The sequence below is a fragment of the Kitasatospora sp. NPDC059462 genome (genome assembly GCF_042749955.1).
In the GTDB taxonomy this organism is placed as follows: Bacteria; Actinomycetota; Actinomycetes; order Streptomycetales; family Streptomycetaceae; genus Kitasatospora.
This window is the reverse complement of the sequence record NZ_JBHYUU010000073.1, coordinates 1-22,546: the sequence shown is the minus strand read 5'-3', so window position 1 is coordinate 22,546 and position 22,546 is coordinate 1. Positions and strand designations below refer to the sequence as shown.

Below are 22,546 nucleotides of genomic sequence, written 5' to 3'. Positions count from 1 at the left end.
GGCACGGCGCGGCCACTCATAGTGCTCGACGTGGACCCTACGCTCCGAGTTCCGCCCCGGACCACCCGCCCCGGACCACCCGGCCCGGCCGGCCGCCGTCAGCCGAGGTACGCCGGGGCGACCGCCGCGTCGAGCAGCCGCACCGCGGAGCCGGTGCCGTCGGCGGGGACGGTCCACAGGTCGGCGCCGAAGTCGCCGGGCATGGCGTACAGCAGGGTGTGGTCGTCGGACCAGACGGCCTGGTCGTCGATGCTGCGCTGTTCGGCGGTGGCGGTCTCGGTCATGGTGGCGAGGTCCAGGACGTAGAGCCGCCAGGGGGCGTCCGCGGAGGCCCCGGGGACGCGCTTCTTGTAGGCCACCCGGGTGCCGTCCGGGGAGAGCGAGGGGCACTCGACGTTCTGGTGGAGGGTGGTGAGGGTGCGGGCGCCGAGGTCACCGCGGACCAGGTGGGTCTGGCCGCCGGTGGCGACGGTGGCGTAGAAGGCGTTGTCGTCGACGAAGGTCACGCCCCAGATGTTGACGTCGGGCGAGCGGTACGGCTTGCCGTCCTTGATGACGTCGAACTCCTCCAGGTTCTCCCGCAGGTTCCAGTCCCGGACGTCGACGATCGAGGTGCGGGTGGAGAAGTCGGTGCCCGCGTAGGAGTCGCCGCTGACGAAGACGGTCCAGGCGGCGAGGTGCCCGGAGGGCGAGACCCGGGAGCGGGTGGGGATGCCGGCGACCGGGAAGGAGCGCACCTCGCGCAGGCGGTCGTCGAGGACGACGGCGCGGTAGGTGTCCTGGAGGGTGCCGCGGTCGGCCTGTAGGCAGATGCCGGTGCCGGCGGCGGCGGAGAAGCGCAGGCACTGGACGCCGGAGGAGGTGCGCGGGCCGTCGGGGCGGTCGGCGGGGACGGTGACGATCTCGTCGCGGTGCGGGCCCCAGGCCATGTTGCGGAAGAGCAGCTGCCGGGCGGCGGGGGCCTTGAGGGTGACCTCGCCGGGGGTGACGACGGGGCCGCCGGCCTGGACGCGGTCGCGTTCGGCGGAGCGGTCGGCGGCCCACAGCACGGCGCCGGTGCCGACCCCGGCGAGCAGGACGACGGCGACCAGCAGGATCAGCACCCGGGTGCGGTTGCGGAGGGGGGCGGCGGTCACGAGGGCACCTCGGCGTCGGTGGGGTCTTCGAAGGCGGCGGGGTCGTCGGGGGCGGCGGGCTCGCGCAGCACGAACGCCGCGCCGGTGACGCAGCCGGCCAGCGCCAGCGCCGACCAGGTCAGCGCGGCGGTGCCGCCGACGGCGCTCCACAGCGCGCCGAACACCAGCGAGCAGGCGAACCGCGCGAGCGCCTGTCCGGTGCCGACCAGGGCGAGGCCGGCGCCGCGCTGCCCGGCGGGGACGGTGTCGGCCGCGGCGGCGGCCAGCACGCCGTCGGTGGCGGCGTAGAAGGCGCCGTGCAGCAGCAGCACGCAGGCCACCACCGGCAGCCCGTCGAGCGGGGAGAGCAGCAGTCCGTAGGCGGTCAGCAGGACGCCGTGGCCGGCCAGGAACAGCCGGCGGCGGCCGATCCGGTCGGCGAGCGCGCCGAGCGGGACGGCGAGCAGCAGGAAGGCGCCGGCGGTGCCGAGCGGGAGCAGCGGGAAGTACTCGGTGGCGAGGCCGAGCCGGCGCTGCACGAGCAGGTAGAGGAAGGAGTCGCTGACGGTGGTGAGGCCGAGCAGCACGGCGCAGAACGTGAGCCGGCGCAGTCCGGGGATGCGCAGCAGGGCGAGGCCGTCCCGCAGCCGGGGGTGGACCGCCGACGGCTCGTCGGTGGCCGGCCGGTTCGGCACGAAGAGCAGCAGGACCAGCACGCCGAGCACCGCGACGCACGCGCTGACCGCGAACACCGCGTGGTAGCCGGCCTGTTGGCCGCCGTCGGCGAGCAGCGGGCCGCCGGCCGTGCGCAGCACCAGGAAGGCGGTGAGCGGCCCGAGCAGCGCGCCGGCCGTGTCCATCGCCCGGTGGACGCCGAACGCCCTTCCGCGGTGGGCGGGTTCGGTGGCGAGCGAGATCATCGCGTCGCGCGGGGCGGTGCGCAGGCCCTTGCCGGTGCGGTCGGCGGCGAGCACGGCGCCGATCAGCGGCACGGTGTGGACGAGCAGCAGCAGCGGCTTGCACAGCGCCGACAGGCCGTAGCCGACGGCGGCGACGGCCTTGTGCCGGGGGGCGCCGTCGCGCCCGCGCCGGTCGGCGAGGTGGCCGCCGGCCAGCCGGACGACGGCGCTGAAGCCGTTCTGGATGCCGTCGAGCAGGCCGAAGCCGAGCGGGGACAGGCCGAGGCCGGTGAGCAGGTAGAGCGGCAGGACGGCGCTGACCATCTCGGACGACACGTCGGTGACCAGGCTGACCACGCCCAGGGCGACGACGGTGCCGGGAACGGCCGCCCGGCCCGCCCGGCCCGCGGCGGGGGCGGCGGCCTCCCGCCGCCCCGGCCGGGTGGCGGCCGGGGCGGCGGGGGCCTTGGAGCTGCGGGAGTCCGCGACGTACACGGGCGTCAGTTCCAGATGCCGGAGATGGTGGCGGCGGTGGCGGCGTTGCCCGCGTGGGTGGTCAGGCCCGCGAGGTCCTCCAGCGTGCGCAGCACGTTGTAGTGGTTGTAGGTGGTGGCGGTGGTGGAGCCCGGGGTGACGTGGGCGCCGTAGAAGACGGTGGGGATGCGGTTGCCGGACAGCTTGTTGTCCTCGTCGAAGGTCACGACCAGGATGCTGTTGTTGTTCTTGGCCCAGGTGGCGTAGGCGCCGAGCTTGTTCTGGATCCAGGTGTCGCCGGTGGACACCGAGCAGTCGTGCATGTCGTTGCAGAGGTCCGGGACGACGAAGGAGACCTTCGGCAGGCTCGCGAAGTTCGTCGGGAACTGCGTCATGGTGAACGCGGTGTTGGTCGGCACGTTGCCGAAGCCGAACCACGGGTTGTGCTTCTGCGCGTACTTGCCGCTGGAGCAGGTGGTCGAACCCTGGCTCGGCAGGCCCTCGTTGTAGCTGGCCCAGGTCTTGCCGGCGGCGATCAGCTCGGAGGCGAGGTTCGGCTGGTTGATCGAGCCGACCGGCACGCAGCTGTCGTCGGTGCGGCCCTGGTTGGAGCCGGAGAACAGCTGGTAGTAGTTGGGCTCGCTGGGGTGGGTGAGCCCGAACGACTGGGTGAGGGTGGCGCCGCCGGCCTTCAGCGTGTTGTTGATGTACGGCGCGCTGGAGCTGCCGATCACCTGGGTGTAGGCGTGGTTCTCCATGACGACGACGACCACGTGGTCCGGGGTCGGCAGGGCGGCGGCCTGGGCGGTGGTGCCGGTGGCGGCCCAGAGGCCGAGCGAGCCGGCGACCAGGCCGAGGCCGGCGGCGGAGGCGGTGAGGGTGCGGCGGCGGGGGCGGCGCGGGGCGGCGCCCCCGGCGACGGGGGTCGTGGCGCTCATGTCAACAGTCTCCGGGGTTTCGGGCATGGTGTCCTCCGTGCGTCGGGGCGGCCGGGTCGGGCAGGCGGCCCGGCCGTGCGGGAACTGCCGGGTGGGAGAGGACCGCCGGCCGGTGGACCGGCGGATTCGGAGCGCCGCAAACAGTAGGAGCGGCGCGGTGGCGCGGGCCTCGGCGGCGACATGAAGAAACGGCGAACAGCGATCGCTGGCCGAGGATCGCCGCCGGGCGCGGGTCACACCCGTCGCGATTGACCCGTCCGTCACGGGCGTGGTGGGATTTCGGCGGCCCCGGGCCCCCGGCAGCGGCCTGACCTGGGCTTTCCGGCGGGCCGGGACCGGCGGGTTTCGGCCGCCCCGGACGGGTGCCGGCCGGGGCCGGGCGGCGTGCGGCCTCGGGCAGGTGTCGGGCGGGTGACGTGGAGGAACGGGACGTGGGCAGGGCGTGAGCGCGGCGTGAGGGGACCGGACGGGAACGGTTCGCACGGCATCGGATCCGGTGCGTTGGGCGGTTCGGGTGACGGCGGGGGCCGCCCGGACGTCGCGGGCGGTCCGGACGGCGCGGGCGGGCCGGACGGCGCGGGCGGGCCGGACGGCGCGGGCGGGCCGGACGGCGCCGGGGCCGGTGCTCCGTTCGTCGGCGACGCGGCCCCTCGGTTCGTCGGCGACGCGGGCGGCGGACCGTTCGTCGTCGGGGTCGGCGTGCGGGGCTCGGCGACGGGAGCGGAGCTGCTGGCGCTGGTCCGGCACGCGCTCGCCTCGGCCGGGCTGCCGGACGGCGCCGCGGCCGCCCTCGCCACCCTCACCGGCAAGGCCGCCCACCCCGCCGTCCGCGCGGCCGCGGCGGCGCTCGGCGTGCCGGTGGCCGAGTATCCGGCCGGGGTGCTGGCCGCCGTCCCCGTGCCGAATCCGTCCGGCGCCGTCGGCCACGCGGTCGGCACGGTCAGTGTGGCCGAGGCGGCGGCGCTGGCGGGGGCCGGCGGCGGGCGCGCCGAGCTCGTCGTCCCCAAGCGGAAGTCGGCGGCCGCGACGGTGGCCGTCGCCCGCGCGGCCCGCCCCCCGCACGCCCGACCGAACCCAGGAGAGCAGCCATGAGCCCCCACTCCCCCGCCGAACCCGACCTGCGCCACCACGGGGACGCCGAGGTGCGCGCCGACGGCGCCGGACTGGTCGACCTCGCCGTCAACGTCCGCACCGGCACGCCCCCGGAGTGGCTGCGCGAGCGCCTCGCCGCCAGCCTCACCGGCCTCGCCGCCTATCCCGACGGCGCCGCCGCCCGGGAGGCCGTCGCCGAGCGGCACGGCCGGCCGGTCGAGGAGGTGCTGCTCACCTCGGGCGCCGCCGAGGCCTTCGTCCTGCTCGCCCGCTCCCTGACGCTACGTCACATCGCCGTGGTGCACCCGCAGTTCACCGAGCCGGAGGCCGCCCTGCGGGACGCCGGGCACCCGGTGCGACGGGTCCTGCTCACCCCCGGGGACGGCTTCCGGCTGGCCGCGGACGCGGTGCCCGAGGAGGCCGACCTGGTGGTGCTCGGCAATCCCACCAACCCCACCTCCGTCCTCCACCCGGCGGCCGCCGTCGCCGCCCTGGCCCGCCCCGGCCGCACCCTGGTCGTCGACGAGGCGTTCATGGACACCGTGCCCGGCGAGAGCGAATCCCTGGCCCCGGCGCGGGAGCTTCCGGGCCAGGTGGTCGTGCTGCGCAGCCTCACCAAGACCTGGGGCCTGGCCGGGCTGCGGATCGGCTACGTGCTCGGCCCGGCGCCGCTGATCGCCGCCCTGGCCGCGGCCCAGCCGCTCTGGCCGGTCTCCACTCCGGCGCTGGTCGCCGCCGAGGCCTGCTCCGCCCCGGCCGCGCTCGCCGAGGCCGAGCGGGCCGCGCACGAACTCACCCTCCGGCGCGAGCACCTGGTGAAGGGCCTGGCGGCGTTCCCGGCCGTCCGGGTGCACGGTGAGCCGGCCGCCTCCTTCGTGCTGCTCGAACTGCCGGGCGCCGACGCCGTCCGGGCCCGGCTGCGCACCCTCGGCTTCGCCGTCCGCCGGGGCGACACCTTCCCCGGCCTCGGCCCGGACTGGCTGCGCGTGGCCGTCCGGGACGAGGCCACCACGGACCGCTTCCTGACCGCCCTGGCGCGGGCGCTGGACGCCTGACGCCCCCTTCCCGGCACCCGGCCCCGGCCCCGGACCCGGACCCGGACCCGTACGCGCTCCCGGGCCTACTCGCAGATCCCCCGGCTCGGCGGCCGGTTCGAGCAGCACCGGGCCGTCCAGGTAGCCGGGGGCGTCGAAGCGCAGCCGGTCGGCGGCGGTCAGCGTCGCCCAGCCGGGCAGCACGGGCGGCGCCGAGCCGGGCCCCCACGCGCCGGGCAGACCGGGCGGCAGGACCGGCGGGCGCCCGGTCCGCCAGGAGTGCCCGGCGAAGCGCAGATGGCCGGTCTCGCAGCGGGTGTTCCAGTCGAGCGCGTAGGCGACGCCCACGGCGGCGCCCTCGCCGGGGTCCGCCGGGGTCGTGCCGGGGCTCACCTTGCGGCGCGGCGGCCGGGCGGCGGCGCCCGCCGTCTCCACCGCCGTCGTCACCGCCGCCACCGGCGCCCTCACCGGCCCCGTCGTCGTCCCCCCGACCGTGACGGGGAGCGCCCGACCGCCGTCGTCCGCCGAGGTCGCCAGCACCACGGCCGACGCCGTCGCGGCCGCCACCACCACCGCCCACCGGGCCGCGAAGGCCCAGCGGCCGGCCGCCGTCCCGCTGCTCCCGCTGCTCCCGCTGCTCCCGCTGCCGAACTCCCGGTCCCCGCCCATCCCGGTCGCCTCCTCGCCGCCTCGCCGCCTCGCCCTGCCGACGACGATGGGACCCGCCCCGACGACAACCGGTTCCCCGCAGGTCAGGACAGCAGCACCACCGGGTCGCCGACCGCCACCCGGCCCGGCGTCAGCACCCGGGCGTACACACCGGCGCAGGGCAGCGCGGGCATGCCCGGCAGCGGGACGAGCCGGTTGCGCTCCGCGAGCGTGCGCAGCGCCGCCGTCGAGCGGGGCAGGCCCGGACCGTGCGCGAGGGTGGGGACGGCGCAGCGCGGCGTGGCCGTGACGATGTGCAGGCGCAGCCGCGCGCCGATCGCCAACTCGCTCTCCACCCAGGCGTTCTCGACGAAGCCGGTGGCGGCGCCGGAGGTGCGGACCAGCACGTTCGGCCGGTACCGCTCGGCGGCGGCGCCGTCGGCGGCGGCGAGGGCGGCCGTGGTGAGCAGATGGAGCGGGGCGAAGTCGAAGAACGTCCCGGGCGGCGCGGCGCGCCCCAGCTCGTTGACGGTGAACCCGACCTCGGCGTGCGGCCCCCACGCCAGCACCTCCTCCGGAACGGACCGCTCGACGCTCGCGCCCTGCGGCGGCGCGTCCACCAGCCGGACCTCGCGGCCCAGCCGCTGCGACAACCCGCGCTCGTCCACGACCGCGCCGTCCGGGCCGGTGATCACCACCCCGCCGCCGGGCGGGGTCACGGCCGTGAACCCGAGCACGCCCGCCCAGCGGCGCGGGTGCTTGGCGCTCACCACCAGCCCGCTGCCGACGTCCAGCAGCGCGTACGCGCGGTCGCCGTCGATGCCGCGCTCCGTCACGGACGCCGCACGGAGTTCCTCGCCGAGCATCGACTTCACGGGGTGACGCCGCAGCCGCTCGACCGTCCCGACCCTCACCCCCCGGCCCCCGTCCCCCCGCACGCCCACTCCCGCAAAGCGGCGAAGTCCCCGGGCCGCAGACCTTTCCTGGGATTGATCCGCAGGGTGGCCGCCGGCCCGGGATGGTGGGCGGCGATCCACGCGGCGTCCTGCGGTTCGGCGGCGTACGGGTCGAGCGGGCCGTCGACGTCGAGGAGGAGCAACGGGGGTGCGGTCATGGGGGTGATCGTCCCTCGTGGGCGGGGTGTTGGCCATCCCTTTCCGGCGCCGCGCTCTGCGACAGGATCGGGATGTTTCCCGCACCGGACCGTGAACGATCCCGTCGTACCGTCGTGGTGCGCCGGTGAACGACACCGCCGCACCACGATCCTGGGGGAACCGCATGCGCCCGCGCCGTCTCGCTCTCACCGCCGTCGCCGTCGCGGCGCTCGCCGTCGCCGCCACCGCGTGCGGGCCGGAGAACAGCGACACCGCCGCCCCCGTGTCGAGCCCGGCCGTGACCACCGCGCCGCCGGCCACCACCGCCCCGACCGCCGCCGCCCCGGCCACCGCCGCGCCGGCCGTCACCACCCCGGCCGCCACCGCCACGAAGCCCTCCGCCCCCGCCCAGCCCTCCGGCGCCACCTGCGGCGCCAAGGACCTCGTGCTCACCGCCAAGGCCGAGTCCCAGGCGGGCGGCTACATCCTGATCGCCGCCAAGGCCAAGCCGGGCGTCACCTGCACCCTCCCGCCCCGGCCGCCGGTCATCGCCTTCGGCTCGCGCGGCATCGAGGCGTCCAAGGCCGAGCAGGGCGTCAGCCAGCCGATCAGGCTGAGCGGCTCGGACACCGCCTACGCGGGCGTCATGGCGAAGACCACCAAGGACAACCAGGCCGTCGAGTTCACCGACGTCATCGTGGGCATCGGCAGCCCGGACCCCGACCCGGTCAGCCTGCCGATCGGCCGGACCGGCGTCGACCGGCCGATCGTCACCAACTGGCACAACCTGCCGGAGAACGCCGTGCCCGTCCACTGAGAAAACCACTGGTCGACGGCCGGATCCGCTGCTTGGATCCGGCCATGACCAGTGACCACACCCTGCCCGACGGCTACGAGATCTCCACCGACCCCGCGCGCCTCGACGCCGCGCTGATCCACCGGTGGCTGTCCCTGGACGCCTACTGGGCGATCGGCCGCAGCCGCGAGAAGCAGGACCGGGCGATCGCGGACTCGCTCAACTTCGGCCTCTACGAGCAGGCCTCGGGCGCCCAGGTCGGCTACGCCCGGGTGGTCACCGACCACGCCACCTTCGCCTGGCTGTGCGACGTCTACATCGCCCCCGCCGCCCGCGGCTGCGGCCTCGGCACCGCCCTGGCCGCCGCCGTCCGCGACGAGCTCGCCGGGGACGGCCTGCGCCGCATCCTGCTGGCCACCGCCGACGCCCACGGCGTCTACGCCAAGGTGGGCTTCGAGCCGGTGGTCAAGCCGGAGAAGTGGATGGTCCTGGGCCAGCAGTAGCCCCCGGCCGCCCGCGCCGACGCCCTGCTCCGGCGCCCCACCCCGACGCTCCGCACCGACGCCCCGCTCCGGCGCCGTCCTACTCCGGCCGGCGCCAGAGCCCCCGGGCGGCCAGCACCGGCAGCACCCCCTCGCCGAACCAGTACGCCTCCTCCAGGTGCGGCATCCCGCTGAGCACGAACTCGTCGATGCCCAGCTCGTGGTACTCGGTGACGAGGTCGGCCACCTCCCGGTGACTGCCCACCAGCGCCGTCCCGGCCCCGCCGCGCAGCAGGCCGACGCCCGCCCACAGCCCCGGGTACACCTCCAGCCGCTCCGCCGAGCCGCCGTGCAGCGCCAGCATCCGGCGCTGCCCCACCGACTCGCTGCGGGCCAGCGCCCGCTGGGTCTCCCGGACCCGCTGCGGGTCCATCGCCGCCAGCAGCCGCTCCGTCTCCGCCCACGCCTGCGCCGAGGTGTCCCGGGTGATCACGTGCAGCCGGATCCCGAACCGCACCACCCGCCCCTCCCGCGCGGCGAGTTCACGGATCCAGGTGATCTTCTCCCGCACCTGCCCGGGCGGCTCGCCCCAGGTGAGGTACACGTCCGCGTACCGGGCGGCGACCTCGCCCGCCACCGGGGAGGACCCGCCGAAGTACACCGGCGGCGCCGGCTCCGGCGGCCGGGTCAACTCCGCCCGCTCGGTGCGCAGGTGGACCCCTTCGTGGTCCACCGTCTCCCCCGCCCAGAGCCGCCGCACGACGGACAGGAACTCCCCGGTGCGGGCGTAGCGGGCGTCCTTGTCCAGGAAGTCCCCGTACGCCCGCTGCTCCGCCGACTCCCCGCCCGTCACCACGTTGAGCAACAGCCGCCCGCCGGACAGCCGTTGGTACGTGGACGCCATCTGCGCCGCCAGTGCCGGCGCGATCTGCCCGGGCCGGAACGCCACCAGGTACTTCAGCCGCTCGGTCACCTGGGTGAGCATCGCCGTCGTCACCCATGCGTCCTCGCACCACGCCCCGGTCGGCGTCAGCGCCCCTTCGAACCCCAACTGCTCGGCGCTGCGGGCGACCTGCCCCAGGTACCCGAGGGACGGCGGCCGGTCGCCCCCGGCCGCGCCGGGTGTCGAGCCGTGGCCTCCGCCGACGACGTGCCGGCTGTCGCCGTTGGTGGGCAGGAACCAGTGGAACGTCAGGGTCATGAACACACACTCCGTACCGGAAGAGCCGCCTGCGGGAAAGGGGGAGAGCCGTTCAACGGCGACAGGCGGCCGTCCACACCCGCGCCAGATCCACGTGCAGGCGTCGCACGGGGAACCAGGCGGCGAAGGCGGTCATGCGGGCCATTGTCCGCCGAGGTCCGGCGCCGATCAAGAGAGCCTCCGCCCCGGCCCCGTGTCTCAACTTGGCCACCACCCGGCCCGGCCCCTGTGCCGCACGACCGGTGCGCAGGATCATGGGCGCGCAAGCGCCGGTCCGGCCAGGGGGGTTGGGCAACCGGCGCCCGGCGAGCGGAGACGAAGTGGCGCGCAGACATCTGGTGTACGTCCTGCCCGGGATCGGCGGCAGCGTACTGGAGCGGCCGGGGAAGGACGGGCGGCCCGGCGAAGTCGTCTGGGACGCGGGCTTCGGCGACATCGCCGCCCTGTTCGCCGGACCGGGCCGGCTCGCCCCCGACGAGCCGCTGCGCCCCGTCGGGGTGATCCGCTCCCGCCGGCTGCTGCCCGGCTGGACGGTCGTCCCCGGCTACGAGCGGCTGCTCGACGGCCTGCGCGCACTGCCCGGCGTACGGCTCGACGAGGGCCACCCGGACCGGCGCGACCCGGCCGCCAACGTGGTCGTCCTCCCCTACGACTTCCGCCTCGGCGTCGCCCGGGCCGCCGAGCAGCTCGCCGCCGACGTCCACGAACGCCTCCAGGACTTCACCGAGACCGAACGGGCCGGGCGCGTCACCGTCGTGGCGCACTCGATGGGCGGACTGGTCGCCCGCTACTGGCTCGGCCCGCTGGAGGGCTGGCCGCTCTGCCGCGCCCTGATCACCCTCGGCACGCCGCACCGGGGGGCGCCCAAGGCCCTGGACGTGCTGGCCAACGGCGTCCGGGTGGCCGGGGTCCGGCTGAAGGGCGTCAGCGAGCTGCTGCGGAGCTGGCCGGGCGTCGCCGACCTGCTGCCCCGCTACCCCGCCGTCTGGGACGCCACCACCGGCACCGCCCGCCACCCCCACGAACTCGCCCTGCCGGGGCTCGGAGCGGCGGCCGAGGCCGGCTACGACACCCACCGGGACATCGAGGACGGCTGGCGCGGCATTCCGCGCCAACCCGACACCCCGGTCGTCGTCCCGCGCCTCGGCTGGAGCCACGACACCCCCGGCTCCGCCCACTGGGACGGCCGCCGGCTCAGCCTGCACAAGACACCGCCCGGCTGGCTCCCGCTCGACGGCTGGGAGCACGACCACGGCGACGGCACCGTGCCCGCCTTCTCCGCCGTCCCGCTGGAGCTGAGCGCCGACCACGCCTCCGGCTGGCGCGCCCGCGACCGGCACGGCCCGCTCGGCTCGGCCGCCTGGATCCCGGGCCTGGTCGACGCCTTCGAGCGGCGGGCGCCGCTGACCGCCGTCCGCGGCGAGGAGCGGCAGACCTCGCTGGGGCTGGACCTGGACGAACTGCACCCGGCCGGCGCGACGGTACCGCTGCGAGTGCGGCTGCGCGGCGACGCCGTCCCCGAGGGCGGGGAGGGGCTGCCCGTGTGGGCGACGCTGCGGCAGGCCGAGGAACCGGGCGCGCGGGTCGCCGAGGTGCGGCTCGACTGGGACCCGGCGGAGGGCTGCCACCGCACCGACCTGCCCGGGCAGCAGCCGGGCCTGTACGACGTCAAGGTGACCGCGCGCGCCGTCCCCGGCGTCGGCGACCTCACCGCGGGCGACGCCTTCGCGGCGGTGGCCGGATGAACGCCTGGCCGCGCTGGGACCAGGAGGGCGAGCCCGCGGCCCTCGCCCGCTACGTCCGGCCCGACGAGGCCGCCGCGTTCGTCCGCCTGCCCGGCGCGGCCGGCGGCAGCCGCCTCGACCAGGCCCGCGCCGTGTACGAGGCACTGGCGGGCGCCGGCATCACCTACGCGTACGAGGCGCCGGGCGACGACCCCGGGCGGCAGGTGGTCCGCCAGCCCGCCGAGGTGCTGTGGAGCCCCCGGCACGCCACCTGCCTCGACCTCGCGCTCGTCCTCGCGGGCGCCTGCCTGCACGCGGGCCTGCGGCCGTTCGTCCTGCTCCTCGACCCGCCCGAGGCCGGCGCCCCCGGCCACGCGCTGCTCGGCGTGCGGATCGGCGACCCCGACCCCGGCGAGCCCGCCCCGCCGGACGCCGAGGTGTGGCGGACCCGGCCGCCCGACTGGGCGGAACTCGCCCAGGCGGAGGTGGACGGCCCGGCCCGCCCGCTGCTGCTGCTCGACCCGGTCGGCGCGGCCCACGCCCTGCCCACCTCACCGGTCCTCGGCACCGGAGCCTCCTTCGCCGACGCCGCCCGGGCCGGCGCCCGCTACGCCGCCGAGTGGAACTGGCGCTTCGCCGTCGACGTGGGGCGCCTGTGGCGCGCCGGGGACGCCCACGTCCCGGCCGTGCACCTGGCCGCCGACCCGCTGCGCCCGCCGTACCTGCCGCTCGACCCGCAGCTGCACCGGCCGCTGCAACTGCTCAGGCCGGAACACAACGTGGTGCCGTTCCAGGCCCGCGACGAACTGACCGTGCTCACCGGCTGGTGCCGCTCGGTGGCCGAGGGCCGGCACACCGGCGTCGCCGTCGTCCACGGCGTCGGCGGCGCGGGCAAGACCCGGCTCGCCCTGGAGGTCGCCCACCGGCTCGCCGAGCGGGACGGCTGGTACGCGGGCTACCTGCGCAAGGACACCCCCGGCCTGGACTGGCTCGGCGTCGTCACCTCGCCCACCCTGGTCGTCCTCGACTACGCCGACGCCCGGCCCGCCGAGGCGCGGCAGCTGCTCAGCGTGCTGCGCCGGCGCACCGAACGCGGCGGCGCACCCGCCGTCGTCCTGATGACCGCCCGCTCCACCGACGGCCAGTGGCTGGACGACCTGCGCCGGGCCTGGACCAACGACGGCCACCTCTGCCGCGAACGCCCCCCGATGCCGCTGCCGCCCGAACACCCCGACGGCGACGCGCTCGTGCGGCGCGCCGTCGAGGCGTTCCGGCTGGACGGCGAGCCGGTGGACCCCGAGACGGCGGCCGGTCCGGTCCCACGGAACTGGACCACCCTCGACCGGCTGCTCCGCACCTTCCTGGCCGCCCGCACCCGGGGCCGCGGCCGGCTGCCCACCACTCGCGCCGAGCTGTACGAGGAGGTGCTCCACCACGAGCACTCCTACTGGGCGCAGGTCTACCGCCGTGCCACCGGCACCACCGGCGACGCCCCGCTCGACGTCCTCGACCGCGCCGTCACCAGCCTCACCCTGCGCACCCCGGCCTCCCGGCCCTGGGTGGTCGACGCCCTCCGGGCCGTCGAGGAACTGGCGGACGACGGCCGGTGGCGCGAGCAGGTCCGCACCACCCTCACCGACTGCCTGCGCCCGGCCCCCGGCGAGCCGCTCACCCTGCGCCCCGACCCGATCGCCGACCACCTGGTGCTGCGCACGCTGCGGGAGGACGACGGGCTGCTGGCGGCGGCACTGGAGGGGCTCGACGACGAACGGGTGCTCGACGCCCTGCGCCAGTTCAACCGCGCCGCGGCGGCCGATCCGGGCGCCGCGGCAGATCTGATCACCGGGTGGATCGGGGGCGGGGAGAACCGGTGGCTCCCCGTCCTGGTCGTCGCCTTCGCCCAACGCGGCGCGGCCCTTGAGGCGCTCGAACGGCTCGTCGCCGCGGCGCAGGCCCCGGTCTGGCTGAACGACCTCACCCACGCGATCCCGCACTCGACCCTCGGGCTCCCCCACCTCGCCCTGCGCGCCGAGCTCCGCTGCCTGGACGACCCACGACTCGCCGGGCAGGACGACCAGCGGGCGACCCGACTGCTCCGGGTGAGCCATCGGCAGGCTGATGTCGGCGACGATTCCGGCTCGCTGGAATCCGCGGCGAAGGCGCTGGTCCTGTTCCGGCGACTCGCGAACGCTGATCCCGCCACTCACCTCCCCGCCCTCGCCACGGCACTCAACAACCTCGCCGTCCGCCAAGCCGCGGCCGGGGACCGACTCGCCGCCCTGACCACCGCCACCGAAGCCGTCGACATCTGGCACCGACTCGCCACCACCGCCCCTGCCACCCACCTCCCCAACCTCGCGGCCGCACTCAACAACCTCGCCCTCTGCCAAGCCGAGACCGAGGACCGGCTCGCCGCCCTGACCACCATCACCCGAGCCGTCACCCACTGGCGCCAACTCGCCGACAACGCCCCCGCCACTCACCTCCCCAGCCTCGCCGGCGCCCTCAACAACCTCGCCATCCGCCAAGGCGCGGCCGGGGACCGACTCGCCGCCCTGACCACCGCCACCGAGGCCGTCACCCACTACCGCTCTCTCGCCGACACCAACCCCGCAACCCACCTCCCCGACCTCGCCATGGCACTCAGCAACCTCGCCGTCTGCCAAAACGGGGCCGGGGACCGGCTCGCCGCCCTGGCCACCGCCACCCAAGCCGTCACCCACTGGCACCGACTCGCCGACGCCAACCCCGCAGCCCACCTCCCCGACCTCGCCCGCGCCCTCAACGGCCTCGCCAACCAGCAAGCCCACAACGGAAACGACGCCGCAGCGCTGACCACCGCCACCGAGGCCGTCACCCACTACCGATTACTCGCCGACACCAACCCCGCAGCCCACCTCCCCGACCTCGCCATGGCACTCAACAGCCTCGCCGGCCACCAGGCCGGCAACGGGAACCACGCCGCAGCGCTGACCACCGCCACCGAAGCCGTCACCCACTACCGCTCACTCGCCGACGCCAACCCCGCAGCCCACCTCCCCGACCTCGCCGGCGCCCTCCACAACCTCGCCAACCAGCAAGCCGGCAACGGCAACCACGCCGCAGCGCTGGCCACCATCACCCAAGCCCTCGACCACTACCGCTCACTGGCCGACGCCAACCGCGCAGCCCACCTCCCCGACCTCGCCCGCGCCCTCAACGACCTCGCCAACCAGCAGGCCGCCAACGGAGACCACACAGCCGCCCTGACCACCATCACCGAAGCCGTCGACCTCCGACGCCGACTCGCCGGAACCAACCCCGCAGCCTTTCTTCCCAGCCTCGCCGGCGCCCTCAGCAACCTCGCCAACCAGCAAGCCCGCAACGGAAGCCACATCGCGGCGCTGGCCACCAGCACCGAAGCCGTCGCCCACTGGCGCCGACTCGCCGACACCAACCCCGCAGCCTTCCTTCCCCAGCTCGCCCACGCCCTCAACAACCTCGCCGTCCACCAGGGCAGCAACCGGAACCACACCGAAGCGCTGGCCACCATCACCGAAGCCGTCACCCACTACCGCTCACTGGCCGACACCAACCCCGCAGCCCACCTCCCCAACCTCGCCCACACCCTCAACAACCTCGCCGTCCAGCAGGCCCGCAGCGGAGACCACATCGCGGCGCTGGCCACCATCACCGAAGCCGTCGCCCACTGGCGCCGACTCGCCGACACCAACCCCGCAGCCTTTCTTCCCTACCTCGCCCACGCCCTCAACAACCTCGCCAACCGCCAGGCCGACACCGGAGACCACGCCGCCGCCCTGACCACCATCACCGAAGCCGTCACCCACTACCGCTCACTCGCCGACGCCAACCCCGCAGCCCACCTCCCCAACCTCGCCATGGCACTCAACAACCTCGCCAACCAGCAGGCCAAGAGCGGAAACCACGCTGCGGCGCTGACCGCCGTCACCGAAGCCGTCGGCATCCGCCGCCGATTCGCAGCCGCGCTGCCCGCCGCCCATCTCCCCGGCCTCGCCCGCGCCCTCAACGACCTCGCCGACCGCCAGGCCGACACCGGAGACCACTCCGCGGCGCTGACCACCATCACCGAAGCCGTCGCCCACTACCGCTCACTGGCCGAAACCGACCCCGCAGCCCACCTCCCCGACCTCGCCCGCGCCCTCATCGACCTCGCCGACCGGCGAGCCGACACCGGAGACCGCACCGTCGCCCTGGCCACCATCACCGAAGCCGTCGACCTCGCGCGCCAACTCGCCGAAACCGACCCCGCAGCCCACATGCCCTACCTCGCCAACGCCCTCAACAGCCTCACCGACCTCCAGACGGACGACCTGACCGACCTCGCATGGACCGACGGCATCGCCGCGCTTCACGAAGACCCCTGGTCACAGGCGGAGCTGCGGGTCCGCTTCGCGTACCTCCACGCGCGGCGAGGCGCCGCGGACCGGGCGGTCGATACCCTGGCGGCAGCCACCGCGGCCGCAGCGTCAGGCACCCCCTCGCAGCTCTCCAGGATCCGGCGGCTGATCCACGAGGTGGCGACGGACTTCGGGCTCGGCGAGGGAAGGCTGCCCGACTGGGCGACCACGCCGATCCCGGACAGTGTCTTCGACCTCATCAATGCCTGGTCCGCATGCGAGGGCTGGCCGCAGGTCGAGGACTTCCTGCGCACCAACGCGCAGCACCTGCGATCGCCCGAGTCCCGGCACCACCTGCGCCTCGCCGATGCGCTCTTCCCCGAGGAGCCTGCGATCGTCGGCCTCACCCGCCTGCTCGACGACATCGACGACCGCTCACTCGCCACCGTCCTCGCCGAGGGCCGGCGCGAGAACGACGCGTTCGCCCTCATGGAAGCCTGGATCGAGACGCCCACCTGGGACGAGTCCCGCGCCTTCCACCTCGCGCACTGGAACGCGTTGCACGACCCGTTCGTCTTCACCCTGCTCTCCGGAGCGTCCGATCACCCGGTCGTCCATCAGCACCTCGGGATTCTCCGGCTCGCGGAGGCCACCTCCCTCGAACTGGCCCACGCGGTCGTCGTCGACCCCGACCTCGCCGCCGCGGAAGCCACGGCCGCCCTGGAGTCGGCCGACCTCGACCTCCTCTCCGCGGTGGCCACCGCCAGTGAGGAACTGCTGGAGACCGCTCAGGGCAGGCTGTTCACCCTGGTTCTGCTCATCGCGATGGACGACGAGGATCAGGCCCGCGAGCTGGCCGCACAGGTGGCCGAGAACGCCGCCGCCGTCCAGCGCGAGGCGTTCGCCGTCCGGCTGCGCGAGCTGGCGCGGCGGCGGCCGGACCTCGCGGCGCCGGCCGGGGAGTTGGCCGAGGTGCTCCACCCCGCCGGCTGACGGCGGGAACGCCCGCAGGGCCTCCCCGGTGAGGTGGGGAGGCCCTGCGGGTGGTACGTGGAACTGCCGGGCCGGGGGCCGGGATCAGACCAGGCCGGCCTTCTCCAGGGCGGCGCAGCAGGTGTTGATCAGCAGCCGGGTGACGACGTAGGGGTCGACGTTGGCGTTCGGGCGGCGGTCCTCGATGTAGCCCTTCTGGTCGACCTCGACCTGCCACGGGATGCGGACCGAGGCGCCGCGGTCGGAGACGCCGTAGGAGTAGACGTTCCACGGGGCGGTCTCGTGCTTGCCGGTCAGGCGGGACTCGATGTCGGCGCCGTACTGGGTGACGTGCTCCAGGACCTTCTCCTGGGAGGTGCCCAGCGACTCGCAGGCGGTGATGATCGCGTCGTAGTTCTCGCGCATCGCCTTGGTGGAGAAGTTGGTGTGCGCGCCCGCGCCGTTCCAGTCGCCGCGGACCGGCTTCGGGTCGAGGGTGGCGTCGATGCCGAACTCCTCGGCGGTGCGGTAGAGCAGGTAGCGGGCGATCCACATGTCGTCGGAGACGGTCAGGGCGTCGACCGGGCCGATCTGGAACTCCCACTGGCCGGGCATGACCTCGGCGTTGATGCCGCAGATGGCCAGGCCGGCGTCGATGCAGCGGTCGAGGTGCAGCTCGACGATCTCGCGGCCGAAGACCTCCTCGGCGCCGACGCCGCAGTAGTAGCCGCCCTGCGGGGCCGGGTAGCCGCCCTCGGGGAAGCCGAGCGGGCGGGAGCCCTTGAAGAAGGTGTACTCCTGCTCGATGCCGAAGATCGACTCCTGCGCCTCGTACTGCTCGGCGACGCCGCGCAGCTGGGCGCGGGTGTTGGAGGCGTGCGGGGTGCCGTCGGTCTCGTTGACCTCGCAGAGGACCAGGATGTGGTCGCCGCCGCGGATCGGGTCCGGGACGACGCGCACCGGCGCCAGCACGCGGTCGGAGGCGTGGCCCTCGGCCTGGCTGGTGGAGGAACCGTCGAAGCCCCAGGTGGGGATCTTGTCCGCGTTCGGCAGGACACGAGTCTTGGAGCGGAGCTTGGCGGTCGGCTTGGTGCCGTCGATCCAGATGTACTCGGCCTTGATTGCCACGGCGGTGTACCTCGCAAACTGAGTGGTGGGTGCCCGCGTAGCGTTGCAAGCCGCCGTTTCCCGGTTGTTCCTCTCATGTAACGCGCATGTGAACCAACCGTCCGCATTGGCACGGTCACGGTGCGGGAGTGCCGCAGGTGGCACTCCCGCACCCGTGGGGCCGGGGGTCAGCGCCGGCGGGCGTGGGCCGGGGCCGCGGCGGCCCGGCGGCGGCGGGTGGCCCAGACCGCGCAGCCGCCTCCGGCGAGCAGCGCGGCGGCGCCGGCGGCGAGCCGGGGGGTGGCGTCGTTGCCGCCGGTGGAGGCGAGGCTGTCGGGGGCGGTGGTGGCCCGGCCGGCGGAGGGGGACGCGCTCCGGTGGGCCGTGGCGGTGGCCGTCGCCGGTGCGGCGGACGGGGTGGTGTCCGCGACGGGCTGGGCCGCCGGGGGCGTCGTCGTGACGGCGGCGGCGGGCGTGGCCGGCGTGCTCGCGGGCGTGGCCGACGGCGTCGCGGTGGACGTCGGGGCGGCCGGGACGGGCTTCTCGCAGCTCACCGACGCGACCGTGACGGTGCCGGTCACCTTGGCGACGTTGAGGTTGAGCGGGTCCACCGCGACCTTGACCTCCAGGGCGGAGGCGGCGGCCGTCGTCGAGGTGGTGGTCTTCCTGGAGAACTCCACCGTCACGCTGCCGACCAGCGGCACGTCCACCGTGGTCGGCCCGTACAGATCGACCGTGACCGGCTTGCCGAGGACGGTCAGCCGGGCGGGCGCGACCACGTCGGCGGTGGGCCTGCCGTCGACGGGGCAGGTGGCGGTGGCGCTCAGCGCCTCCAGGCCGAGCAGGGTGGTCCCGGGCAGGCCGGGGGCGTGCACCTCGGCGTCGGCGAGGGTGACGGAGGCGGTGGCGGCCTTGGCGTCCAGCTTGGTCACCGACTTGCCGACCTCCGCCTTCACCAGGGTGACCGGGCCGGTCTGGTCGACGCCGTCGACGGTCGCGGTGAGGACGGTGCCCTCGCGCTGGGCCGGGGACTCGACCTTGTTGAGCGCGACGTCGACGGGGACGGCCACGGCGTTGTTCAACAGCCGGACGTCCAGGTCGAGTTCGGCGGTGACGGCGCGCGCCTTGCCCGGGGATCCCGCGGGCGGGGCGGCGGGTGAGGCGGCGGGTGAGCCGGCCGGCGCGGGCTCGGCGGCCCAGGTGGGCGGAACGGTGAGAACGGTGCAGGCCACGACGGCGGCGGCTGCGGAAACGATTCGTCGAGAAGACATGGCGGTACCCCCACGGATGAAAGGATGAGCCGCCAGTCTTCTCAAACGCTCCGTCATATGAGTCATACAGAGCGTCATTTCACCCGTTGGGGTGAAGATGACGCTCCGCGCTGACCCAGGTCTGCTAGGCCCGGGCCCGGAGGCGCCGCCGGATCACGGCAGGCGCCAGTCCACCGGCTGCGCGCCCTGCCGCACCAGCAGCTCGTTGGCCCGGCTGAACGGGCGCGAGCCGAAGAAGCCGCCGCTCGCCGAGTACGGGCTCGGGTGCGCCGACTCGATCGCCGGGATCTCGCCCAGCAGCGGCCGCAGGTTGCGCGCGTCCCGGCCCCAGAGGATCGCCACCATCGGGCCGCCGCGCGCCACCAGGGCGCGGATCGCCTGCTCGGTGACCTCCTCCCAGCCCTTGCCGCGGTGCGCGGCGGGCTTGCGCGGGGCGGTGGTCAGGGCGCGGTTCAGCAGCAGCACGCCCTGCTGCGTCCACGGGGTGAGGTCGCCGTTGGACGGCTGCGGGAGGCCGAGGTCGGCACCGTACTCCTGGAAGATGTTGACCAGGCTGGCCGGGATCGGCCGCACGTCGGCCCCCACCGAGAAGCTCAGGCCGACGGCGTGGCCGGGGGTCGGGTACGGATCCTGGCCGACGATCAGCACCCGCACCTCGGCGAACGGCTGCTGGAAGGCGCGCAGCACGTTCGGGCCGGAGGGCAGATAGGTGCGGCCGGCGGCCAGTTCGGCGCGGAGGAAGTCGCCCATCGCGGCGACCCGCCCGGCCACCGGCTCCAGCGCGGTGGCCCATCCGGGCTCGACGATCTCGTTCAGTGGACGCGGTGCCATGGGCGTAACCCTATCGGCCTACACCGACAGGCCGTTCACCCAGATGATCACACCGAAGAGGCCCCGCGGGCGCTCACGCCACCGGGCGCCCGCGCAGCACCACCAGCCGGGGATCGGCCAGCACCCGGACGTCGGCGCGCGGGTCCTGCGCGTACACCACGAAGTCCGCCGGCGCGCCCTCCTCCAGGCCGGGGCGCCCCAGCCAGGCACGCGCCCCCCAGGTGGCCGCCGACAGCGCCTCGGCGGGGGTGAGCCCGGCCTTCACCAGCTCGGCGACCTCCTCCGCGACCAGGCCGTGGGCCAGCGAGCCGCCCGCGTCCGTGCCGACGTAGACCGGGATGCCCGCGTCGTGCGCGGCGCCCACCGTGTCGTAGCGGCGCTCGTGCAGCCGGCGCATGTGGGCGGACCAGGCCGGGAACTTGGCCTCGCCGCCCGCCGCCAGCCGGGGGAAGGTGGCGATGTTGACCAGGGTCGGCACGATCGCGACCCCGCGCTCGGCGAAGACCGGGATCAGTTCCTCGGTCAGGCCGGTGGCGTGCTCGACGCAGTCGATCCCGGCGGCCAGCAGGTCCGGCAGCGACTCGGCGGCGAAGCAGTGCGCGGTGACCCTGGCGCCCTCCTCGTGCGCGGCCGCGATCGCCTCGGCGAGCGCGTCGCCCGGCCAGCAGGCGGCGAGGTCGCCGCGGTCGCGGTCGATCCAGTCACCGACCAGCTTGACCCAGCCGTCGCCGCGCCGGGCCTCGGCGCGCACGTAGGCGGCGAGGTCGCCGGGCTCGATCTCGTGCGCGTAGTTGCGGATGTAGCGGCGGGTGCGGGCGATGTGCCGGCCGGCCCGGATGATCCTGGGCAGGTCCTCGCGGTCGTCGATCCACCGGGTGTCGGCGGCGGACCCGGCGTCGCGGATCAGCAGGGTGCCGGCGTCACGGTCGGTGAGCGCCTGCTTCTCGCTGGTGGCGGCGTCGACGGCCCCGTGCGCGTCCAGGCCGACGTGGCAGTGCGCGTCCACCAGGCCGGGCAGCACCCAGCCCTCCACCGTCCGGACCTCGGCGGAGCCGGCGCCGACGGCGGTCGGACGGGAGAAGGTCACCCGGCCGTCCACCACCCAGAGTTCGTCCCGGACGTCCTCCGGACCGACCAGCACCCGACCCCTGACGTGCAGCACCGTGCCCATGCTCATGGCCGCACTCTACCGACGGCGCCGTTCCTTGTAAGCAGCGAGGATGAGGCAGACTCGATGCCGGCCAGTACCGCCCCTCCCCCCGCCTCCCCCTCGAAAGGCCAAGAGACCGTGAGCCCCTTCCTCGACCTGCCCCCGCTCAGCGCCGCCGACTTCGCGGAGATCGAGGACAAGGTCGCCGCGCTCCTGCACACCACCGCCGACGTCATCGTCACCCAGGGCGAGGCACTGCTGCCGCTGGAGGCCGCGATCCGCGGCGCCGCGCACCCGGGCTCGACCGCGCTCAACATCGTCACCGGCCCGTACGGCCAGACCTTCGGCAACTGGCTGCGCGACTGCGGCGCGAAGGTCGTCGACCTCGCCGTGCCGTTCGACACCGCGGTGAGCGCCGAGCAGGTCGCCGAGGCGCTGGCGGCCGAGCCGGCCGTCGACTTCGTCTCGCTGGTGCACGCCGAGGCCGCCACCGGCAACACCAACCCGGTCGCCGAGATCGCCGCCGTGGTGCGCGAGCACGGCGCGCTGCTGATGGTGGACGCGGTCGCCTCGGTGGCCGCCGAGCCGCTGCTGACCGACGCCTGGGGCGTGGACCTGTGCGTGATCGGCGGGCAGAAGGCGATGGGCGGGCCGGCCGGCGTCTCGGCCGTCTCGGTCTCCGCCCGGGCCTGGGAGCGGATCACCGCCAACCCGGCCGCCCCGCGCCGCTCCTACCTCTCGCTGCTGGACTGGAAGGAGCGCTGGACGGACGCCGGGCGCACCGTCCTGCCGCACGCGCCCGCGCAGCTGGAGATGCTCGCGCTCGGCGCCTGCCTGGACCGGATCGCCGCGGACGGCCTGCCCACCGTCATCGCCCGCCACCGGGCGGCCGCGGCCGCCACCCGCGCGGGCGTGCGGGCCCTCGGCACGCTCACCCCGTTCGTCCCGGCCGACGCCCACGCCGCACCGGTGGCCACCACCCTGCGCACCCCGGCCGGCCTGGACGCCACCGCCCTCGCCGCCGAGCTGCGCCGCCTCGACCCGTCCCTCCCGGTCCAGGCCGGCGGCGGCGCGCTGGCCACCGGGATGCTGCGGGTCAACCACTACGGCCCCGCCGCCGCCCTCGACACCGTCCGCGCCACCCTCACCGCCCTGGCCACCGCCACCACCACCGACGCCACCCCCGCCCTCACCGCCGCCGAGGCCGCCTGGAACGCGGCGCTCGCCGCCGGCCGCTAGGGTCTGTCTCTTGGATTTTGTCGGACCAGGCCGCGGCGTCTGGGTGCGTGCATCGCAAGGCGGAGGAGGGAGCCACTGCGGTGGGGGCACCTCCCGGCCGCCAGGCTGGGGGCCATTGGCG

17 protein-coding genes are annotated in these 22,546 nt (G+C 75.4%); 7 read left to right on the top strand and 10 right to left on the bottom strand.

The genetic code is table 11. From position 1 onward, the window contains the following. Positions 1-98: 98 nt before the first annotated feature. Genes ACFXAM_RS19550 through ACFXAM_RS19540 form a run of 3 tightly spaced genes read right to left on the bottom strand, consistent with a single transcriptional unit; the run spans position 99 to position 3,426 of the window. Positions 99-1,136 carry a TolB family protein gene (locus ACFXAM_RS19550; RefSeq protein ID WP_380292814.1) on the bottom strand — a complete coding sequence of 346 codons (1,038 nt, stop codon included), beginning with the start codon at positions 1,134-1,136 and terminating at the stop codon, positions 99-101. Next, positions 1,133-2,509: an MFS transporter gene (locus ACFXAM_RS19545; protein WP_380292812.1), complete on the bottom strand. Its 1,377-nt coding sequence runs from the start codon at positions 2,507-2,509 to the stop codon at positions 1,133-1,135. Before ACFXAM_RS19545 ends, ACFXAM_RS19550 begins: the two co-directional genes overlap by 4 nt. A 5-nt stretch (positions 2,510-2,514) precedes the next feature. Then, a complete protein-coding gene (locus ACFXAM_RS19540) occupies positions 2,515-3,426 on the bottom strand; it encodes an alkaline phosphatase family protein (protein WP_380292810.1) in 912 nt (303 codons plus the stop codon). Positions 3,427-3,927: 501 nt separating this feature from the next. Here ACFXAM_RS19540 and ACFXAM_RS19535 point away from each other — a divergent pair. Together ACFXAM_RS19535 and cobC are read left to right on the top strand one after the other, a co-directional pair. Beyond that, positions 3,928-4,518 (top strand): cobalamin biosynthesis protein, encoded by a 591-nt coding sequence (locus ACFXAM_RS19535; protein ID WP_380292808.1) that lies wholly within the window; start codon positions 3,928-3,930, stop codon positions 4,516-4,518. Next, positions 4,515-5,573 (top strand): Rv2231c family pyridoxal phosphate-dependent protein CobC, encoded by a 1,059-nt coding sequence (gene cobC, locus ACFXAM_RS19530; RefSeq protein WP_380292806.1) that lies wholly within the window; start codon positions 4,515-4,517, stop codon positions 5,571-5,573. The genes ACFXAM_RS19535 and cobC overlap by 4 nt, the downstream gene beginning before the upstream one ends. Positions 5,574-6,304: 731 nt before the next feature. On the opposite strand, the gene ACFXAM_RS19525 is transcribed toward cobC, so the two are convergent. Together ACFXAM_RS19525 and ACFXAM_RS19520 are read right to left on the bottom strand one after the other, a co-directional pair. Next, the gene (locus ACFXAM_RS19525; RefSeq protein ID WP_380292804.1) at positions 6,305-7,114 is read right to left on the bottom strand and encodes an MOSC domain-containing protein; all 810 of its coding nucleotides are present in this window, start codon (positions 7,112-7,114) and stop codon (positions 6,305-6,307) included. Beyond that, positions 7,111-7,314, bottom strand: a complete 204-nt coding sequence (locus tag ACFXAM_RS19520) for a hypothetical protein (RefSeq protein ID WP_380292802.1) — start codon at positions 7,312-7,314, stop codon at positions 7,111-7,113. The genes ACFXAM_RS19525 and ACFXAM_RS19520 overlap by 4 nt, the downstream gene beginning before the upstream one ends. 164 nt (positions 7,315-7,478) lie before the next feature. On the opposite strand from ACFXAM_RS19520, the gene ACFXAM_RS19515 reads away from it, so the two are divergent. Together ACFXAM_RS19515 and ACFXAM_RS19510 are read left to right on the top strand one after the other, a co-directional pair. Further along, the gene (locus ACFXAM_RS19515; RefSeq protein WP_380292800.1) at positions 7,479-8,111 is read left to right on the top strand and encodes a hypothetical protein; all 633 of its coding nucleotides are present in this window, start codon (positions 7,479-7,481) and stop codon (positions 8,109-8,111) included. A 44-nt stretch (positions 8,112-8,155) separates the two neighbouring features. Beyond that, positions 8,156-8,593: a GNAT family N-acetyltransferase gene (locus ACFXAM_RS19510; protein ID WP_380292798.1), complete on the top strand. Its 438-nt coding sequence runs from the start codon at positions 8,156-8,158 to the stop codon at positions 8,591-8,593. Positions 8,594-8,672: 79 nt separating this feature from the next. On the opposite strand, the gene ACFXAM_RS19505 is transcribed toward ACFXAM_RS19510, so the two are convergent. Continuing rightward, the gene (locus tag ACFXAM_RS19505) at positions 8,673-9,773 is read right to left on the bottom strand and encodes an LLM class flavin-dependent oxidoreductase (protein WP_380292796.1); all 1,101 of its coding nucleotides are present in this window, start codon (positions 9,771-9,773) and stop codon (positions 8,673-8,675) included. Between the two features lie 320 nt (positions 9,774-10,093). On the opposite strand from ACFXAM_RS19505, the gene ACFXAM_RS19500 reads away from it, so the two are divergent. Both ACFXAM_RS19500 and ACFXAM_RS19495 read left to right on the top strand, forming a co-directional pair. Next, positions 10,094-11,518: an esterase/lipase family protein gene (locus ACFXAM_RS19500; protein WP_380292794.1), complete on the top strand. Its 1,425-nt coding sequence runs from the start codon at positions 10,094-10,096 to the stop codon at positions 11,516-11,518. Then, the gene (locus ACFXAM_RS19495; protein ID WP_380292792.1) at positions 11,515-16,848 is read left to right on the top strand and encodes a hypothetical protein; all 5,334 of its coding nucleotides are present in this window, start codon (positions 11,515-11,517) and stop codon (positions 16,846-16,848) included. Before ACFXAM_RS19500 ends, ACFXAM_RS19495 begins: the two co-directional genes overlap by 4 nt. An 84-nt stretch (positions 16,849-16,932) precedes the next feature. Here ACFXAM_RS19495 and glnII read toward each other — a convergent pair whose 3' ends face one another. The 4 genes from glnII to ACFXAM_RS19475 form a co-directional block, all read right to left on the bottom strand. Beyond that, positions 16,933-17,955 (bottom strand): glutamine synthetase, encoded by a 1,023-nt coding sequence (gene glnII / locus ACFXAM_RS19490; protein WP_380292790.1) that lies wholly within the window; start codon positions 17,953-17,955, stop codon positions 16,933-16,935. A 167-nt stretch (positions 17,956-18,122) separates the two neighbouring features. After that, the gene (locus tag ACFXAM_RS19485) at positions 18,123-19,205 is read right to left on the bottom strand and encodes an LAETG motif-containing sortase-dependent surface protein (protein WP_380292788.1); all 1,083 of its coding nucleotides are present in this window, start codon (positions 19,203-19,205) and stop codon (positions 18,123-18,125) included. A 153-nt stretch (positions 19,206-19,358) separates the two neighbouring features. Continuing rightward, positions 19,359-20,036, bottom strand: coding sequence for a uracil-DNA glycosylase (locus ACFXAM_RS19480; protein WP_380292786.1), 678 nt, complete (start codon positions 20,034-20,036; stop codon positions 19,359-19,361). A 73-nt stretch (positions 20,037-20,109) separates the two neighbouring features. Continuing rightward, a complete protein-coding gene (locus ACFXAM_RS19475; RefSeq protein WP_380292785.1) occupies positions 20,110-21,213 on the bottom strand; it encodes an amidohydrolase family protein in 1,104 nt (367 codons plus the stop codon). A 57-nt stretch (positions 21,214-21,270) separates the two neighbouring features. Between ACFXAM_RS19475 and ACFXAM_RS19470 the strand changes: the two genes are divergently transcribed. Beyond that, a complete protein-coding gene (locus ACFXAM_RS19470; protein WP_380292783.1) occupies positions 21,271-22,425 on the top strand; it encodes a pyridoxal-phosphate-dependent aminotransferase family protein in 1,155 nt (384 codons plus the stop codon). Positions 22,426-22,546: the final 121 nt, after the last annotated feature.

Excerpts from the sequence above, each read along its gene's own strand:
- ACFXAM_RS19470 (WP_380292783.1), top strand. The coding sequence starts at position 21,271 with ATGCCGGCCAGTACCGCCCCTCCCCCCGCCTCCCCCTCGAAAGGCCAA.
- ACFXAM_RS19510 (WP_380292798.1), top strand. The coding sequence starts at position 8,156 with ATGACCAGTGACCACACCCTGCCCGACGGCTACGAGATCTCCACCGAC.
- ACFXAM_RS19520 (WP_380292802.1), bottom strand. The coding sequence starts at position 7,314 with ATGACCGCACCCCCGTTGCTCCTCCTCGACGTCGACGGCCCGCTCGAC.
- ACFXAM_RS19475 (WP_380292785.1), bottom strand. The coding sequence starts at position 21,213 with ATGAGCATGGGCACGGTGCTGCACGTCAGGGGTCGGGTGCTGGTCGGT.
- ACFXAM_RS19485 (WP_380292788.1), bottom strand. The coding sequence starts at position 19,205 with ATGTCTTCTCGACGAATCGTTTCCGCAGCCGCCGCCGTCGTGGCCTGC.
- ACFXAM_RS19505 (WP_380292796.1), bottom strand. The coding sequence starts at position 9,773 with ATGACCCTGACGTTCCACTGGTTCCTGCCCACCAACGGCGACAGCCGG.
- ACFXAM_RS19495 (WP_380292792.1), top strand. The coding sequence starts at position 11,515 with ATGAACGCCTGGCCGCGCTGGGACCAGGAGGGCGAGCCCGCGGCCCTC.
- ACFXAM_RS19480 (WP_380292786.1), bottom strand. The coding sequence starts at position 20,036 with ATGGCACCGCGTCCACTGAACGAGATCGTCGAGCCCGGATGGGCCACC.
- ACFXAM_RS19515 (WP_380292800.1), top strand. The coding sequence starts at position 7,479 with ATGCGCCCGCGCCGTCTCGCTCTCACCGCCGTCGCCGTCGCGGCGCTC.
- cobC (WP_380292806.1), top strand. The coding sequence starts at position 4,515 with ATGAGCCCCCACTCCCCCGCCGAACCCGACCTGCGCCACCACGGGGAC.
- ACFXAM_RS19540 (WP_380292810.1), bottom strand. The coding sequence starts at position 3,426 with ATGAGCGCCACGACCCCCGTCGCCGGGGGCGCCGCCCCGCGCCGCCCC.